This is a genomic window from Pseudomonadota bacterium, assembly GCA_039818985.1.
Taxonomy (GTDB): Bacteria; Pseudomonadota; Alphaproteobacteria; order Sphingomonadales; family Sphingomonadaceae; genus Alterisphingorhabdus.
Map to the genome: position 1 here is coordinate 1,731,148 of JBCBSU010000001.1, position 16,943 is coordinate 1,748,090.

Here is a 16,943-nt window from a genome sequence, read left to right on the forward strand (position 1 = left end):
TCGTGCAGGCACCGAGTCCAGTAGCCTTGGCAGCGCTAGCGCCATTAAGCCTTTAAAGCGCCGCCGCGACCTGCTGCAACCGCTGGCGCTGTTCGGGGCGGACAAAGGGCAGGATGATTTCGATCTCCTGCTTCGCCGCAGCCTTCTCACCATTGGCAATCAGCGCCTGGGCCAGATGCCAGCGTATCTCCATATCCGCCGGTTTCGCCAGCGACGCCGACCGCAGCAACTGCAACGCCTCGACCTTGTCGCCATCACTATTGAGCAGCACCCAGCCCAGCGTATCCTGCACCGACGGATCCTCGGGCGCGAGGTCCATCGCGGCGCGCGCATGCCGCATCGCCCGGCTTGCATTGCCCGCCATCAGCGCCGCCTGCGCCGCATTGTTGCGCACCAGCGCATTGTCCTGCAGGCCCTTGCCTATCAATGCTTCATAGATGTTCAACGCTTCGGCGGGGCGGTCCTGCTGCAGCGCCTCCTGCGCTCGCACCAGATCGTCGCCGACGGTATCGAGCTTGGGCGCTGCCGAGCGTCGTTCCAGCCGTTCGGCAAGTCCGGTATCGCCGGTCTTGCGGGCAATATCGGCAGCATAGCCAAGCAGCACCGGATCGATATCGGCGCGGTCAATCACCGGGCGTACTGCCTTCATCGCACCGCGTGTGTCTCCCTGCTTCTCCCGGGCCTCAGCCAGCAGGAAGGAACCTTTGACATGGCCGGGGAACAGCGACACGAAGCGCGACAATCGCTCTTCCGCCTGATTGTAATTGCCCTGTGCCATGGCGATTTCGCCGCTTAGCAAGACCGAGGGCGGATGGTCATTCAATGCTGCGCCAGCCTCCTGCATCAACCGATAGGCGGTTGCCAGGTCCTCGCGGGCAAAGGCTATGCGTGCCCGCAGATAGACCGAGACCGGCTGGATCGCCGCCATTGAGTCAGCGCGGTCGAGATAGCCCAAAGCCGCGTCATAATCGGCAGTGTCGGCCTTGATCGCGGCGAGGCTGATCAGCGGTGTGACCGAGTCCGGATAGTTTTCCAGCGCGGTGTCGAATGCCTTTTCCGCCGCGTCCAGATCATCGAGGAACAAGGCCAGCTTGCCCGAGATGAGCAGCGCGTCAAGATTGTCCGGTTCGGCTTTGAGCGCGGCGTCAATGCGGCTGCGCGCCTCGCTGATCCGGCCTTCCTCGATGGCGAGCGCGGCGGCCAGTGCCAACAGGTCGGCGCTGTCGGGATGCAGCGCCAGACCGTTTTCGATACGCGCATTGGCGGCTGCGAAATCACCGCTTTGGAGCAATGCCCGCGCGCCCAGCCGATGCCATTCCGGTTCATCACTTGCCGGAGCGGCATCGAGCATCTCCAGCGCCTCGCGATATTTGCCCTGCAGAATATTGGCCCGGGCACGCAGCCGTACCAGCGCATCACCCGATATGCCGTCACCGGGCTTGACCTTGGACAGCGCGTTTTCCGCCGACAGCCCGTCGCCAAGCTCCAGCATGGTGCGGGCAAAGAGCAGATTTACCTCGGGTGATGATGGATCCGCCCTGAGCGCATTCATCAGGTGAATGCGGGCATCGGCAAAGCTGTTCTCGGCAAAGGCCTGCTTGCCGGCAGCCCAGGGGTCTTCGGGTGCGCCAATGCCGCATCCTGCCAGCGTCATTGCGGCGGCAAGCGCAACGAACATGGAGCGGTTGCGTCTGTTCGGCGATATATTCGATCGTGACATGGTCAATGGCTATAGCAGCAAAGACTGAAAATACCCTGAAACATTTGCAATTATAGGGAGATACTATCAGCCACCCCATGCATCATCTTATCCTGTCAATGGACACGAAAAAAGGCGCCGGAACAGTCTCCGGCGCCCTTTTCGAGGGTGACAGACAGTATCGGGTTACGGCTCAGCTATATACCCGCTTGCGACGGCGCAGGCCGAAACCGAGCCCGATCAGTCCCATGGCCATCAGGCCCAGACCTGCCGGTGCCGGAACCGGAGTACCACCGGTCGAACCACCCGGCCTCTCATGCAGGTTGAGGTTGAAATCCCAGTGCTGACGCAGTGGGTTGCCATATGGGTCGAGCACATTGATCCATGCCGAAGCGCCAAATTTGTCGTTCTTGTCATTGGCACCCGGTCCGACCTGGACTGTGGTGTTTCCGGCAAACGGGTCGGCGGAGTTCAGGGTAAACACCCGACCATCGATAGTGATGGTGCCCGATCCGGTGGTGAAAAAGTCGATGTCAGGCGTATCGGTGGCCGCATTGAACGGGCCGCCGCCGGCCTTGTAATCGAAATTGGTGCCGAAAATGGTTTCGAGGAAACCGCCAAAGCTGAGATCGATCTGGGCGACATTGCCCTGATTGTTGATGGCGCTGCCGGTGAAGGTGGCCGTCTGGTTCTGCTCATCAATGGTGAACAGCGCGCCATCCTGCAGCGAATAGCGGCGACCGCAACCCGAACCCAGGCCGCCGGTCCACAGGCCGTGCGAACACTGCCCGGCATTGTTATAATCCTTGGCGTCAAACTGAATGACGTTGGCCGATGCCATTTGCGGCACGGTCATCGCCATAGCGGCAATAACTACTGCGCCCCTGATAAACTTCTTGAACATTTTCTGTCTCCCTGTGGCCGGATCAGGCAAAGCCGATCCCGCCCTTCTCAAATTCTTGCCATAAAGTTAAGCAGGGGGTGTGCCAAAATGCTGAAAACGCCTGTTTTGCGTGATTTCAAAGGTTAACGCTACGTCGCCAAATCGGTGATTTGTCAAAAAATCCGACGTTTCTACTCGCCGGTACCATTTTTCGCCTTATCGCTGGCGCGCGGCCGCCTTTCGGCGTCGCCAGCCCATCAGGCCAAGTGTGGTAAGGCCCAGAGCCATCAGGCCCATGCCTGCGGGGGCAGGCACGCTGGTGCTGTTGCGCGGTGTCAGCCTGCCGCTTATGATTACGGGATCCTCAAATCTGGGCTGCGGATTATCCAATGTGGTAAGGCGGCCAAAGATACCCAGTCCTGGAAATGCATCATTGGCGTTTACGCCAAATTGCAGGACACCGCTTGCTTCGGGATCGAGGAAGCGGTTTATCGTCAATGGCCGTGCCGTGGCTATGCGAATCCCACCATTGACTTCGGTAAAAAAGTCTATGGCGGGAACGTCATTCACCGGATCATAGAAAAAAGGGCCTGTCGGATCGACCAGGATGTCCGTTCCCAGAACCGTGTCGAGAAATCCGCTAAATTCAAGATCAATTTCAGCCGTAAAACCCCTGCGATTGATCAGCGACCCGGCAAATGAACCTGTTCCCGCCTCTCTGTCGACGGAAAATATAACATCGCCATCCGGGAAAAACTGATCATTACAATCGAAACCAACAACCGCGACGAGGACCAGCGATGAACATCTCTGGCCATCAGCCGCAATGAAGTCTTCCCTGCTGCTGACATCAAATTTAATGATGTTTGCCACTGCAGCCGTCGGCCCGAGCAGCGCTGCCAAAGTCAACAATATTGCGGAGGGTCTGGCCATTAGCTTACCTTCCTGTTCTTTTCCGCCGACGATAGCCTGCAAGCCCCATGGCGATCAGACCCAACCCCATCAGTCCAAGCCCGCCCGGGGCCGGGACGTCGGTTGCGCCGCGTTCGCGCAATGAACCACTTATTTGCGCGAGACCTGCATATTGTCCGGTTGCGTCTGTGAGATCGAACCCGCCAAATATCCCAAATCCGGGGCTAAACGGAATGGCACCCTCGCCAAATTCCAGAATGCGGTTTGGGGCAAAAACGCTATCGAAACTCGTAACGGTGAAAGTCTCGCTCCCATTTACGGTAATGCGACCATCTACAGAGCCAAAAAAATCAATATCAGGCACATCACTGAAGCGATTAAACTCTTCCAGGAAATTTCCGAAAGATAATTCCACAGAGGCCACATCACCAAGCCGATTGGTCAGCGCCCCTGTGAAAGTGGCGGTTTGCGCGGCGGTATCAACAACAAACAACGCACCATCTGGAGAACTGAAGGCACTGTCGTCATTAAAGGGAGGCGCGAGAAGCAGGATAGCATCGCCGCCTGTAGCAGGACTGCTAACCTCATATTCGATGATATTGGCCTGCACCATTTGCGGCATGCCAAACAGCGCCAACACGAAGAGTGTATATTGTCCTAAATATGCCAGCCACTTTCTTCTTGTGCGCATTACATTGTCCCTGAAGAATGACTTCATGTCTACACGCAGCACAAAGCGCGCCAGCCGGGCTAAATGAATGAAATTATTATGTTACTGTGGTTTACATGGTTACCCGGCCATTAACCATTGTCAGAATTTTCGACAATATGCTGATTCCGATCCTGTTATTTCAGCCGCGCACGCAGTTCGGTTTTGAGTACCTTGCCGATATGGCTGCGCGGCAGTTCATCAATCACATGCAGTGCCGACAACCTCTGGGTCTTGCCCAGTTCAGCATTGGTTGCCGCCAGCAGCGCATCCGGATCAAGCGCTTCGCCCGTTTCGGCAACGACAAAACCGACCGGGGTTTCGCCCCAGCGCTCGGATGCGACGCCCACCACCGCGGCATCGGCCACGCCGGGCTGTGCCATAAGCGCTTCCTCGAGATCGCGCGGATAGATATTGAAACCGCCGGAGATGATCATATCCTTGGACCGACCCATCAGCGTGATGAAACCATCCTCATCGACCCGGCCAATATCGCCCATGCGCTGCCAGCGATTGCCTTCCGCATCATACCAGCTGGCTTCCTGGGTCTTTTCCGGCTGGTTCTGATAGCCGCTCATCATCGTCGATGACCGTCCGACCAACTCGCCCATTTCGCCCGGCGGCAACTGATTGCCCGCCTCGTCGATGGTGATCACCTCGCTGCCGCCCCAGGCTATACCGACCGTATCCAGCTTGTCGGGATGCTCATGCGCCATCAACAGGCACACCACCCCGCCTTCGGTCATCGAATATATCTCCACCAGTCCGCCCGGCCAGCGGCGCAGTACCTCAGCCTTCAGCTCAGCCGAAAAGGGCGCGCTGGTACAATATTTGAGCTGGAACGACGACAGGTCGAAATCGTCAAACTGCGGATAATCCATCAACCGCTGATATTGCACCGGCACCAGCATGGTGTGGGTGACGCGGTGCTGCTGCGCCAGCTCCAGATAGCGTGCGACATCGAATTTGCGCATCAGCAGCACCGTGCCGCCATAATGCACGGTCGGGTTGAACAGGCCGAGCGTGGTGTTGGAATAGAGCGGCGTCGACAGCAATGTTACCTGCCCCGGCGCACCATAGCCCGAGCGCTCGCCCACCGCCGATTGCCGCCAGCGCATCAGCCGCGAATGGACAATCCCCTTGGGGGTGCCGGTGGTGCCGCTGGAATAGATGATATTATAGGGATCATCGGGACCGATATCGGGGGTTGTGGGCTGCGCGCCTTCCGCTGCCATCCAGTCGAACAGCGCCGGGCAGCCATCCATGGCGGCATCGAGCATGATGTGCTTCAGATCGGGCAGATCAACACCGCTTTCAAGCAGTTCCGCGCGCTTGGCGGTGTCGACAAACAGCATATCCGCGCCGCTATCGGCCATCATCGCAGCGAGCTGTTTCGGCGTCGCCGAAGTCGTCAACGGTGCGGCACAACCCCCGGCGATGATGGTGGCGATATAGACAAGCGCATAGCGTGCCGTTGTTGTACCGAGGATCGAAACCGCCTGGCCTTTTTGCATGCCCTCCGCCTGCAACTGTGCCGCGATGCGATAGACCAGCGGCACGGTCTCGCCCCATGTCAGCCGTTCCTCGCCATCATCAAACGCCATCCGCTCCGGGCGCTGCTGGCCATGCATGGCAATAAGGTCATGCAGATGACCAAAGGGCTGCTCGAGATAGGACACGGGGGTGTCGGTCATGGCCTTGGCTCTCCTCTGTCTTTTCTTTATCAGGCGGTCCGGACATCAACAGGCCGGTCGAAATCTTCACGCCTTTGCCCAAAGGTAAAGCCCGGATTGGGGCCGGGCAACCTGCTGCCGGCCTGTTTTGCATTTTCACTCCTGCCTTGCTGCGATAGGATAACCGGTAAGGCACAGTCAGATTGTCCGGAGAGGCCAGTGAAATGACACGAATATCGCGATGGCTGCCGGCATCGACGGCTCTTGCTCTGCTCTGCAACATCAGCGCATCGGCCAAGGCTGATGCCGATAGCAAATCCATTACCGAAGCCGACACTGTGCTCGCCATTTTCGCGCATCCTGATGATGAACTCATCGTTGCCCCCGCTTTGGCACGCCTTGCCCGGCAAGGCGCAGAGGTTCACATCCTCTATGCCACCAGGGGCGACCTTTCCGCGCCCCAGACCGATTTGCCGCCTGGCGAAGAGATCGCGGCGCTGCGCAGCGATGAAGCGCGATGTGCCTCACAGGCGCTGGGGCTATCCGATGCAATGCTGCTTGATTTCGGCGATGGAACGCTGGGGCAGCGAACACGGCCCAATAACCGTATTCTGGGGAGCCTTGCAGACCAGATCCGCGCCCAGATCGATGATTTTCATCCTGATCTGGTAATCAGCTGGGGGCCGGAAGGTGGCTATGGCCATCCCGATCATCGCCTGATCAGCGCCGTGGTCACCGAAGTCGTGCAGAGCATGGGTAATGATCGTCCTCAACTGCTCTATCCGGGCATCGCAAACGGCTCAATTCCCGATATTCCCGAAGCAAAGGTCATTCCGTGGATCACCACCGACCCTGCGCTGCTGACGATCAGCATTGCCTATGATGAGACTGACCTGGCCGCCAGCCGCGCCGCCTTTCCCTGTCACAAGAGCCAATATGTCAATACGCTGCTGATCCAGGGCGCCGACCTGTTTCACCAGACCATATGGCAGGGCGCAGTGCATTTCCGCCCGGCCTTTGCGCCCGCCGCCGAAAATTCCGGACGGGACTGAGATTCAGAGATAAATCTGGCTCTGCGTCACCACCGCCACCAGCGTGTCATCATCACGGGTTATCCGCGTCTGCCAGACCGAGAGCCGCTTGCCGATCTTGAGCGGTGTCGCCTCGCCGGTGAGCACCGTGCCGATCGGCGCATGGCTCAGAAAATTGGTTTTGCTCTCTGATGTCGTCGACGCTTCGCACCCCTCGGGCAGGTTCTGATAAGCGCCAAATGCGCCCAGCACATCGGCAAAGGTCATTATCGCGCCGCCATGGATGCTGGCGTTCGGGCCGCTGGCAATGTTGCAGATTTCCGATCGCACCGTGAGCGTGCCGATGACACGCTCCTTTTCGAGCGTGCGGATATCGATGCCGACATGCTTGGCAAAAGGCACGATATGAGCGGGATTGGGCATGGCATTTTCTCCCTGACTGCTGGCTGTTTCGGCAACTTTACCAAGACCCGATGCCTGCCGCCAAACGCGCTACGGCACGGGCAGCGACGCAGCCCATGGCAGCGTCCGAATCAGCACCTTTCGCATTGGCTCTGCGGGCGGTGAAAAATGTGGAAAAAATGCGCTTTTTATTGGGTAATCGCCTTTGAAAGCCCTATATATTTTCTATGACAGATACAGATGAAAACACCTCATCCGGAACGCCTGAAAATGGCATTGGCGATTCTGCCGATAACCCCAATCAGAGCGATTATGGCGCGGACTCGATCAAGGTCCTCAAAGGCCTTGATGCCGTGCGCAAACGCCCGGGCATGTATATTGGCGATACCGATGATGGTTCAGGCCTGCATCACATGGTCTTCGAGGTTTCCGACAATGCGATTGACGAGGCGCTGGCAGGGCATTGCGACCATGTGCTGATCACACTCAACCCCGATGGTTCGGTCTCTGTCTCGGACAATGGCCGCGGCATCCCGGTCGACATGCACAAGGAAGAAGGCGTGTCGGCGGCCGAGGTCATCATGACCCAGCTGCATGCCGGCGGCAAGTTCGAGAATACCTCGGACGACAATGCCTATAAGGTGTCCGGCGGTCTGCACGGCGTCGGCGTGTCGGTGGTCAACGCGCTATCCGAATGGCTCGACCTCAACATCTATCGTGATGGCAAGGAGCATTATATGCGCTTCCGCCATGGTGAAGCCGAGGCCCCGCTGAAAGTCATTGGTGATGCACCGATCAAGGACGATGGCAGCCCGGAAACCGGTACCAAGGTGACTTTCCTGCCCTCGCCCGAGACCTTCAAGATCACCGAGTTTGATTTTGAAAAGCTGGAGCATCGCTATCGCGAGCTTGCCTTCCTCAATTCGGGGGTGCGGATCATATTACGCGATGAGCGGCATGAGGAGCATCTGCAGCATGACCTGTTTTACGAAGGCGGGATCGCCGCCTTTGTCAGCTGGCTCGACCGCAACAAGACACCGCTGGTCGAGGATCCAATCGCGATTTCCGGTACCCGTGACGACATCACCATCGATGTCGCACTGGAATGGAATGACAGCTATTATGAGAATGTCCTCACCTTCACCAACAACATCCCGCAGCGCGATGGCGGCACCCATCTGGCCGCCTTCCGTGCGGCGCTGACCCGCACGATCAACAATTACGCCGAGCGTTCGGGGCTGATGAAGAAGGAGAAGGTCAAGCTCACCGGCGATGACATGCGCGAGGGCCTGACCGCTATCGTCTCGGTCAAGCTGCCTGACCCCAAATTCTCGTCGCAGACCAAGGACAAGCTGGTCAGCTCCGAGGTGCGCCAGCCGCTGGAAAGCCTGATGGCCGACAAGATGGATGAGTGGCTGGAAGAAAACCCGCAAAGCGCCAGCATGATCATCCGCAAGATTGTCGAGGCCGCCGCCGCCCGCGAAGCCGCGAAAAAGGCGCGCGAACTGACCCGGCGCAAGGGCGCGATGGATATCGCCTCGCTGCCCGGCAAGCTTTCCGACTGTCGCGAGCGCGACCCGGCCAAGTCCGAACTGTTCCTGGTCGAGGGTGACTCCGCTGGCGGCTCAGCCAAACAGGGCCGCAACAGCCAGTATCAGGCGATTTTGCCATTGAAGGGCAAGATCCTCAATGTCGAGCGCGCGCGCTTTGACCGGATCATCTCGTCCAAGGAAGTCGGCACGCTGATCCAGGCGATGGGCACCGGTATTCGCGATGATTTCGATATCGACAAGCTGCGCTATCACAAGATCATCATCATGACCGACGCCGATGTCGACGGCGCGCATATCCGCACGCTGCTGCTCACCTTTTTCCACCGGCAGATGGGCGAGATCATCCGCCGCGGCCATCTCTATATCGCCCAGCCGCCGCTCTATAAGGTCGCCAAGGGCAAGAGCGAGGTCTATCTCAAGGACGATGCGGCGCTCGATGCCTATCTGATCGAGGCCGGGCTGCAGGACCGGGTGCTCAACACCGCTGGTGGCGGCCAGATCGGGGCGAATGACCTCAAGGATCTGGTTGAACATGCCCGCCGTATGCGCGCGCTGATGGCCTATGCCCCGCGCCGCTATGATCCCGATATTGTCGAAGCGATGGCGCTCACCGGCGCGCTGGCACCCGATGGCGACACAGCGGCGCGCGCGGCGGCAGCCAAAGCCACCGCAGCCTGGCTCGATGCCGCAGACGAGGAGGCACGCTGGTCGGGCCGGGTGTCAGAAGAAGGCGGCTATCATTTCGAACGGCTGTGGCGCGGCGTTACCGATCATCATGTCATCGACGCCAAATTCCTGAACAGCACCGAGGCACGACGGCTGCACAGCCTCGCCATGGAGCGCGCCGAGCAATATCGGGATGGCAGCACGCTGGTGAAAATCGGTGATACGGACAACCCCAATGCCGCCGCCCGGGGCGTCACCATCACCCGCCCCAGCACCTTGCTCGACGCGGTGCTCGGTGCCGGGCGCAAGGGCCTGTCGGTGCAGCGCTACAAGGGACTGGGCGAGATGAATGCCGAGCAGCTCTGGGAAACCACGCTCGACCCGGACAACCGCTCGCTGCTCCAGGTGCATGTCGAGGACGCCGATGTCACCGACGAGATTTTCACCCGGCTGATGGGCGATATCGTCGAACCACGGCGCGAATTTATCCAGGACAATGCGCTGAATGTGGCGAATCTGGATGTGTGACAGGCCGGCACTCTAGCCGAGACATGAACCCCATCCACCTTCTCTACCGCTTCGCCCAGACCGGGCGGGCGCTTTACTGGCGGGTGTTCCGGCCCAAAGTCTTTGGCGCCAAGCTGGTGGTGCGCAATGCGGCGGGCGAGGTGCTGCTGATCCGGCACAGCTATGGCCGCAGCGATCTCTACATGCTGCCCGGTGGCGGCATCAGGCGCGGTGAGGCGGCGGTCGATGCAGCGCAACGCGAGCTGATGGAGGAGGTGGGCTGCCGCGCCGAAGGTCTGGCGTTGCTCGGCGAATATTTCGACGACAGCAAGGGCGCGCGCAACCATGTTAGCGTGTTCACCGCGACCACCAGTGACCAGCCAAAAATCGACGGGCGCGAAATTATCGAGGCGCGCTTTTTCCCGGTCACCGCCCTGCCCGCCTCTGCCTCCAGCGCTTCACGCCAGCGTATTCTTGAGATGCTCGGCGAGGCGCAGCCCGACGGGCGGTGGCATCCGGTGGCAGCGCAGAATCCGGGCGCGCCTCAATAGAGCGAACGGCTGGCATTCTGCCGCAGCCGGTGATGATGCGCCATGCCGGTCAGATGCTTCTGGTCCTCGAGGCTGCGGTCGGAAAATTCCGCCGCTTCGGGCACCCGGCTAAAGGCAATCTTCACGCCGAGATAATTGAGGTCCATGCCCTGTTGCGAGGCGGGCATCAGCGTCTCCATGCCATATTTGCGATTGGCATCGTCGATGCGCCGCCACAGCCCCGCCTGCAGCGCATCGCGATGATCGCTCTCAACACTGATGAACAGGTCGCGCTCGGGCGCGCCGTTCTGCAGGCCGAACAGATGCACTGCGGCGAGCTTGATCGAACGCCGGCGCCCATCACGATGGTGGCCCGGATCGGCGAGCCAATCCATCATCGGCCACCACATCTCGTCCAGCTGGGTGAGAAAGCGCCAGCTATTCTGGCTGGCACGAAAGCGAATATCCTGCGCCAGACTACCCTCGGGATAGAAACGCAGCGACAGGTGTAACCCCGAGGCATGCAGCCCGTAATGGCGTAATCGGCTCGCCGCCTTGAGCAGCAGCGCCCGGGCAACAATCCGTGCGCCTTCGGGGCGGCGATGCGCGCCGGAAAGCACCCGGCTGTGCCCGATCATCGCCTTTTTCGGCGCCGCGCCATCGGGCACGTCATGCCCCTTCAGGCCATAGATGAATCGCTCACCGGTCACCGAACCCCAGATCGCGCGCGCCTGTTTCGGGGCCAGGTTCCACAGGCTGATAAAATCGGCAATGCCGGCGCGGATCAGCCGCTGCGATACGCCGCGGCCAATGCCGGGGATCGCTTCCAGCGGCAAAGTCGCCAGCGCGCCGGGCAGGTTTTCGGGCAGGATCACGGTCAGGCCGTCGGGCTTTTGCAGGCCGCTGGCAAGCTTCGCCAGCAGGGTGCTGGAGGACAGGCCGATGGAGCAGCGGATCGCCGCACCGAAGCGGGCATGCAATCCCGCCTTGATCCGCCGCGCCAGCGCCCGTGCCGCCTTTGGCTCGGCCTCTTCGGGGTTGAGCCGGCAGACACATTCATCGATCGAACAGACACGCTGGATCGGGATATGCCGCTCAATCTCCTCGAGCAATTTGTGGTGCATCACAACATAGCGGTCATGCCGCGCCGGGCGCACCGCGACATCAGGACAGATTTCGCGCGCCTCGCGCACCGTGGTGCCACGCGATATGCCCAGCGCCTTGGCCTCATAGCTGGCGGCAATCGCGCCGCTATGCTCCGATTGCAGCGGAATGACAATCACCGGGCGGCCGATCAGCGCCGGCTCGTCATGCTGTTCGACACTGGCGAAATAGGCGTTGAAGTCGATAAAGATATAGCGCAGCCCGCCAGCATTCTCGCCAAACTCACTATCGGCAAAGGCCAGCCCTTCACCCGTGGCACCGTCGGGGAGTGGTACCAATGGACGCGCATCATCGCTGACCCCGCCAGTGGCGGATGGAGATATCGCTTCGCCTTGCATGATTGGAACAAAGTAAGAACATTTGACCTGATTCGTCAAGCGCTTTACAGAAAGCCGAAGCTCTGCTGTTGCGGTTTCACCGGCACATCATCATCTCCCGCTTCCTCCCCGGCGAGATCCAGCGCGCTCAGCGTCAGGCCCAGCAGCCGTATCCCCTGCTCCACCGGAAGCAGTGCTTCAAGCAGGGCATGGCCGATCTCGGAGAATTCGGCCTTGTCGGCGACCCAGCGGTCGAGCGAATGGGCCCGGGTAATCTGGTGAAAATCGGCATATTTGACCTTGAGCGTCACCGTGCGGCCCTGTGCCTCGTTCTTCTCGATCCGTTCCCAGACAATATCGACAATATGGTCGAGTGCCTGGCGCAGTGCGTCATCGGCCAGAATGTCCTCGCCATAGGTGCGTTCGCCACCGATCGACTTGCGGATACGGTTGGGCTGAACCGGACGGTGGTCGATGCCGCGCGCCGCGCCATGGAGATATGTCGCGAACTTGCCGAAATGCTCCTGCATCCATTCCTGAGGCTTTGCACGCAGATCGGCGCCGGTCTCGATCCCCAGCGCCGCCATTTTCTCTGCCGTGCGCGGACCAACGCCATGAAACCGGCGCACCGGCAGCGCGGCAACAAAATCCGGCCCCTGCTCTGGTCGGATAACGCACAGGCCATCGGGCTTGTTCTGGTCCGAGGCGATCTTGGCGATAAACTTGTTATAGGAGACACCGGCGCTGGCGGTAAGTCGGGTTTCTTCACGGATAGCGACGCGAATGGCCTCGGCAATCAATGTCGCCGAACCGATCCCCTGCTTGTCGTTGGTGACATCGAGATAGGCCTCATCAAGTGACAGCGGCTCGACCAGATCGGTATGCTGGTGAAAGATGGCACGGATCTGCTGCGACACCTGGCGATAGACATCGAAGCGGTGCTTGACGAAGATCAGATCGGGGCAGCGCCGCGCCGCCGTCACCGACGGCATGGCCGAGCGCACCCCATATTTACGCGCCTCATAGCTGGCCGCTGCCACCACCCCGCGCCGCGCTGATCCCCCCACCGCTACAGGCTTGCCCCGCAGTTCCGGATTATCGCGCTGCTCCACACTGGCGAAGAACGCATCCATGTCGACATGGATGATCTTGCGCGGCGGGGCGGCGCTGTCATCACCGTCTTCAACGTCAGGCTTGCTGCTCTCGCCACTCATGCCGGCAAAATAGGCGGCCAAGAAACCATTGGCAATTGTCCCGAAGCATGGCCATAAGATGCTTTCCGCTTTGCATAATTCGTCATTCCGGAAGCCGGCTTTCTCCAAATCTCCGATTTGGCAAGAAAAGCCAGCTATCCGGAATCTGGGACAAGCAGAGGTAGCGCTTGTGGTCCTGGATTCCGGATCAAGCATTGCCAGCGAAAAACAGACGTTTTTCGGGCAAAGCCAAGTCCGGAATGACGATATGATTAAAGGACGATTCCGAAATCTCGAACAACAATGGATCAGACCAGTCCCACCCTTGACCAGCTATCCTCCAAGCTGCAGCGCCGTTTCCCCGGCCAGCGCGAATTTGTCGCGATGATGGCGGCGATGATGGCGCTGAACGCGCTCGCCATCGACGCGATGCTTCCCGCTTTCCCGGCCATTGGCGAGGCGCTTGGTGTGACGGCGCCCAATGACCGGCAATATGTCATCTCTGTCTATATCGCCGCCATGGGCGCGGGCGCGCTGATCTATGGTCCGCTGGCCGACCGTTTCGGCCGTCGCCCGGTGCTGTTTGCCGGCATTGGTATCTATATCCTGTTCGCGTTGCTCTGCGCCCTGGCTGGCAGCTTTACCGCGCTGCTGGGCTTTCGCATTGCCCAGGGCTTTGGCGCCGCCGCCATCGGCGTACTGGTAACATCGGTGATCCGCGACCGCTATTCGGGCGACAGCATGGCCAAGCTGATGTCGATGATATTCATCGTCTTCATGGCGGTGCCGGTCATCGCCCCGACCATCGGTCAGGTGATCCTCTATGTCGCCAGCTGGCGCTGGATTTTCGCGGTCTATGCCATTGCCGGTTGCGCTGTGGTGCTGTGGGTCTGGCTGCGGCTGCCCGAAACGCTCGACCCGTGCAATATCAAGCGTATCAAGCCGACAATATTGGCCAATACCTGGCGCATCGTGCTGACCAACCGCATGGCTATGGGCTATGTCCTCGGAGCCGGTATCATCTTCGGCGCGCTGTTCGGTTTCCTCAACAGCTCGCAGCAGATTTTCGCCGTGACCTTCGATGCCGCAGACATCTTCCCCTATGCCTTTGCCGCCGTCGCGGGCGGACTGGCTCTGGCCAATTTCGTCAACAGTCGGGTGGTCGAGCGGATCGGCGCGCGCCGGGTTTCGCACAGCGCGCTGATCGCCTTTATCGCACTGTCGCTCGGCCAGATCGCCGCCGCGCTCTATGCCCCCGACAATATGCCACTGTTCCTGTTGCTGGCGACCGCCAATATGGCGATGCTCGGCTTCACCGGCTCCAATTTCAGCTCGCTGGCGATGGAACCTTTTGGCGAAGTGGCAGGCGCTGCCTCATCCTTCCAGACTTTCGTCCGCACCGTATTGGGGGCGATTATCGGCGCCGCTATCGGCCAGTTTTTCGATGGCAGCACCATGCCAATGGCACTGGGTTTCCTGGCAGCGGGCGGCATTGCCTTTGTGCTGGTGCTGTGGTGCGAGCGGGGCAAGATGTTCCACCGGCCGCAGACTTGTCCCAATGTGCCTTATTGAAAAGGTTTTCAGCTCAGCCGCACCAGCATCGGCCCCAATGGTCGTCCACCGAACAGATGGACATGCAGATGCGGCACTTCCTGATGGCCATGGCCGCCGATATTGGCAAGCAGGCGATAGCCCGGCTCGACCAGCCCGAGGCTGCGCGCAACATGACCGACAGCGCGGACAAAGCCGGCAATCTCTTCGGCATCGGCGTTGCCCGAGAAATCATCCCAACTGACATAGCGGCCCTTGGGGATCACCAGCACATGCGTCGGCGCCTGTGGGTTGATGTCGTGGAAAGCCAGCGCGAAATCGTCCTCATAAACGGTCTTGTTGGAGATTTCCCCGCGCAGGATTTTGGCGAAGATATTGTCATCATCATAAGGCTGTGTCGCATCGATAGCCATTGGTCTGTCTCCCCCTTACTCTTTCGGGCGTGCCGCCTTTTCCACAAGCCCGGACACCCCTTCGCGGCTCGCCAGTTCATCCATCACCTGCTGCCAGCTGATCCCCTTTTCGGCGAGCAGTACCAGCAAGTGAAAGACCAGATCGGCGCTTTCGCCGATCAGCGCATCGCTATCATCGGCCATCGCGGCGATCACCGCTTCGACTGCCTCTTCGCCGACTTTCTGGGCCATTTTCTCGCGACCTTTGGCGTTTAGCGAAGCGACATAGCTGGTCGACGGATCAGCATTGCGGCGCTCGGCGATAATGCTCTCCAGATGGGTGATGGTATCGATATTCATGACGACAGAATTGCCTGCCATGTTAGCCCACGTCAACACAATCCTCCCCCTTGGGGGAGGGGGACCAGCGAAGCTGGTGGAGGGGCAGGTTCGATATAATGCAGACTTTGTATTAGCGGCCTATGCCCCTCCCCCATCCTACGGATGGGCCCCTCCCCTGAAGGGGAGGATTCAGTGCGCTCTCGCCGCGCACCCCGCTTCTGCCAATGCCCTGTGCGCGTCGGCAATGCTGGCCTCGCCAAAATGGAAGATCGATGCCGCCAGCACCGCGCTGGCGCCGCATTTGGTCACGCCCTCTACCAGATGCTCCAGATTGCCAACGCCACCACTGGCGACCACCGGCACATCGAAATTGTCCACCATCGCCCGGATCAGCTCAAGATCATAGCCAAGCCGCGTGCCGTCGCGGTCCATCGAGGTCACCAGCAACTCGCCTGCGCCGAATTCGACAACCCGCCGCGCATGCTCCATCGCATCAACGCCCGTCGCGCGACGGCCGCCATGGGTATAGATTTCCCAGCCCCCCTCGCTATTGGCACCCTCTTCTCTCGCGCGCGCATCAATCGAAGCGACAACGCACTGGCTGCCGAAACGCTCGGCGATCTCGGCAATCACCTCGGGCCTTGCCACAGCAGCGCTGTTGATCGCCACCTTGTCTGCGCCCGCGAGCAGGAGGGCGCGCGCATCCTCGACTCCGCGTACCCCGCCACCGACGGTCAGCGGCATGAAGCACACCTTCGCTGTGCGGCGGACGACATCGATTATGGTATCGCGATTCTCATGGCTGGCGGTGATATCGAGAAAGCACAGCTCATCCGCGCCCGCCGCATCATAGGCCTGGGCCTGCTCCACGGGATCGCCGGCATCCTGCAAGTCGACAAAGTTCACGCCCTTGACCACCCGGCCATTGGCGACATCAAGACAGGGAATAACCCGGGTGCGGACGGTCATGGCAGGGCCCTACCCACAGCGCCGATGGTCAGCAGTGTCGCAAAACTGGCAGTGCAAAAATAGACCATAAAAAACACCCAATAGGCTGTTGGCTGAGAATCTCTCGAGAATACATACCCTCGAACATAGACGCGGCGACGCGCAATCCCGATGATAACGCCGATCCATAAAAGGCCTCCCAAACCGCCACAGACAAGTGCGACGCACACGGCGAGATTTCGCGTATTTTCCAGGTCGATACTCGTTGCACCCCATATGCCGATGAAGAACGGGATGACCGAAACAAGGATAATCACCATCAGGTTGAATAGCAGCGGGTCATCCTCACGCGAAACCACCTCCGTGCGCGCGCAGAAATGACCCGAGTGCAGGCTGGTTACGATCTTCCAGACACAGAATGCGATTGCACAAAACAGGCCTGTTTGCAGGATGACAATGCCCCAGTCCATG

The 16,943-nt window shown here is 59.8% G+C and carries 16 protein-coding genes; 4 read left to right on the top strand and 12 right to left on the bottom strand.

Annotation, left to right across the window (positions count from 1 at the left end; all coding sequences use genetic code 11):
• Window positions 1-52: 52 nt before the first annotated feature.
• From AAFX04_08330 to AAFX04_08350, 5 genes are all read right to left on the bottom strand, one after another.
• Window positions 53-1,720: a tetratricopeptide repeat protein gene (locus AAFX04_08330; protein ID MEO1045428.1), complete on the bottom strand. Its 1,668-nt coding sequence runs from the start codon at window positions 1,718-1,720 to the stop codon at window positions 53-55.
• Between the two features lie 172 nt (window positions 1,721-1,892).
• On the bottom strand, window positions 1,893-2,603 hold the full coding sequence (locus tag AAFX04_08335) for a PEP-CTERM sorting domain-containing protein (GenBank protein MEO1045429.1): 711 nt from the start codon (window positions 2,601-2,603) through the stop codon (window positions 1,893-1,895).
• Between the two features lie 195 nt (window positions 2,604-2,798).
• Complete coding sequence (locus AAFX04_08340; GenBank protein ID MEO1045430.1) at window positions 2,799-3,515, bottom strand: PEP-CTERM sorting domain-containing protein; 717 nt, start codon at window positions 3,513-3,515, stop codon at window positions 2,799-2,801.
• Between the two features lie 4 nt (window positions 3,516-3,519).
• Entirely contained in the window at window positions 3,520-4,212 is a 693-nt protein-coding gene (locus AAFX04_08345) for a PEP-CTERM sorting domain-containing protein (GenBank protein MEO1045431.1), read from the bottom strand.
• A 128-nt stretch (window positions 4,213-4,340) separates the two neighbouring features.
• Complete coding sequence (locus AAFX04_08350; protein ID MEO1045432.1) at window positions 4,341-5,897, bottom strand: class I adenylate-forming enzyme family protein; 1,557 nt, start codon at window positions 5,895-5,897, stop codon at window positions 4,341-4,343.
• A gap of 203 nt (window positions 5,898-6,100) precedes the next feature.
• Here AAFX04_08350 and AAFX04_08355 point away from each other — a divergent pair, with 203 nt between their 5' ends.
• Complete coding sequence (locus AAFX04_08355) at window positions 6,101-6,928, top strand: PIG-L family deacetylase (protein MEO1045433.1); 828 nt, start codon at window positions 6,101-6,103, stop codon at window positions 6,926-6,928.
• Between the two features lie 3 nt (window positions 6,929-6,931).
• On the opposite strand, the gene AAFX04_08360 is transcribed toward AAFX04_08355, so the two are convergent.
• Window positions 6,932-7,330 (bottom strand): PaaI family thioesterase, encoded by a 399-nt coding sequence (locus tag AAFX04_08360; GenBank protein ID MEO1045434.1) that lies wholly within the window; start codon window positions 7,328-7,330, stop codon window positions 6,932-6,934.
• A gap of 206 nt (window positions 7,331-7,536) precedes the next feature.
• Between AAFX04_08360 and gyrB the strand changes: the two genes are divergently transcribed.
• Window positions 7,537-10,056: a DNA topoisomerase (ATP-hydrolyzing) subunit B gene (gene gyrB, locus AAFX04_08365; protein ID MEO1045435.1), complete on the top strand. Its 2,520-nt coding sequence runs from the start codon at window positions 7,537-7,539 to the stop codon at window positions 10,054-10,056.
• A gap of 23 nt (window positions 10,057-10,079) precedes the next feature.
• Window positions 10,080-10,586, top strand: a complete 507-nt coding sequence (locus AAFX04_08370) for an NUDIX domain-containing protein (GenBank protein MEO1045436.1) — start codon at window positions 10,080-10,082, stop codon at window positions 10,584-10,586.
• Here the strand turns inward: AAFX04_08370 and AAFX04_08375 are convergent.
• A complete protein-coding gene (locus tag AAFX04_08375) occupies window positions 10,580-12,067 on the bottom strand; it encodes an impB/mucB/samB family protein (GenBank protein ID MEO1045437.1) in 1,488 nt (495 codons plus the stop codon). The two genes, AAFX04_08370 and AAFX04_08375, sit on opposite strands and share 7 nt — an antisense overlap.
• Before the next feature lie 44 nt (window positions 12,068-12,111).
• Complete coding sequence (gene dinB, locus AAFX04_08380) at window positions 12,112-13,260, bottom strand: DNA polymerase IV (protein MEO1045438.1); 1,149 nt, start codon at window positions 13,258-13,260, stop codon at window positions 12,112-12,114.
• Between the two features lie 282 nt (window positions 13,261-13,542).
• Here dinB and AAFX04_08385 point away from each other — a divergent pair, with 282 nt between their 5' ends.
• The gene (locus AAFX04_08385) at window positions 13,543-14,811 is read left to right on the top strand and encodes a multidrug effflux MFS transporter (GenBank protein MEO1045439.1); all 1,269 of its coding nucleotides are present in this window, start codon (window positions 13,543-13,545) and stop codon (window positions 14,809-14,811) included.
• Between the two features lie 8 nt (window positions 14,812-14,819).
• Here AAFX04_08385 and AAFX04_08390 read toward each other — a convergent pair whose 3' ends face one another.
• The 4 genes from AAFX04_08390 to AAFX04_08405 form a co-directional block, all read right to left on the bottom strand.
• Window positions 14,820-15,203, bottom strand: coding sequence for a histidine triad nucleotide-binding protein (locus tag AAFX04_08390; protein ID MEO1045440.1), 384 nt, complete (start codon window positions 15,201-15,203; stop codon window positions 14,820-14,822).
• A gap of 15 nt (window positions 15,204-15,218) precedes the next feature.
• Complete coding sequence (locus AAFX04_08395; GenBank protein ID MEO1045441.1) at window positions 15,219-15,542, bottom strand: phosphoribosyl-ATP diphosphatase; 324 nt, start codon at window positions 15,540-15,542, stop codon at window positions 15,219-15,221.
• A gap of 171 nt (window positions 15,543-15,713) precedes the next feature.
• The gene (gene hisF, locus AAFX04_08400; GenBank protein ID MEO1045442.1) at window positions 15,714-16,493 is read right to left on the bottom strand and encodes an imidazole glycerol phosphate synthase subunit HisF; all 780 of its coding nucleotides are present in this window, start codon (window positions 16,491-16,493) and stop codon (window positions 15,714-15,716) included.
• Window positions 16,490-16,942: a hypothetical protein gene (locus AAFX04_08405; GenBank protein MEO1045443.1), complete on the bottom strand. Its 453-nt coding sequence runs from the start codon at window positions 16,940-16,942 to the stop codon at window positions 16,490-16,492. The genes hisF and AAFX04_08405 overlap by 4 nt, the downstream gene beginning before the upstream one ends.
• Between the last annotated feature and the right edge of the window lies 1 nt (window position 16,943).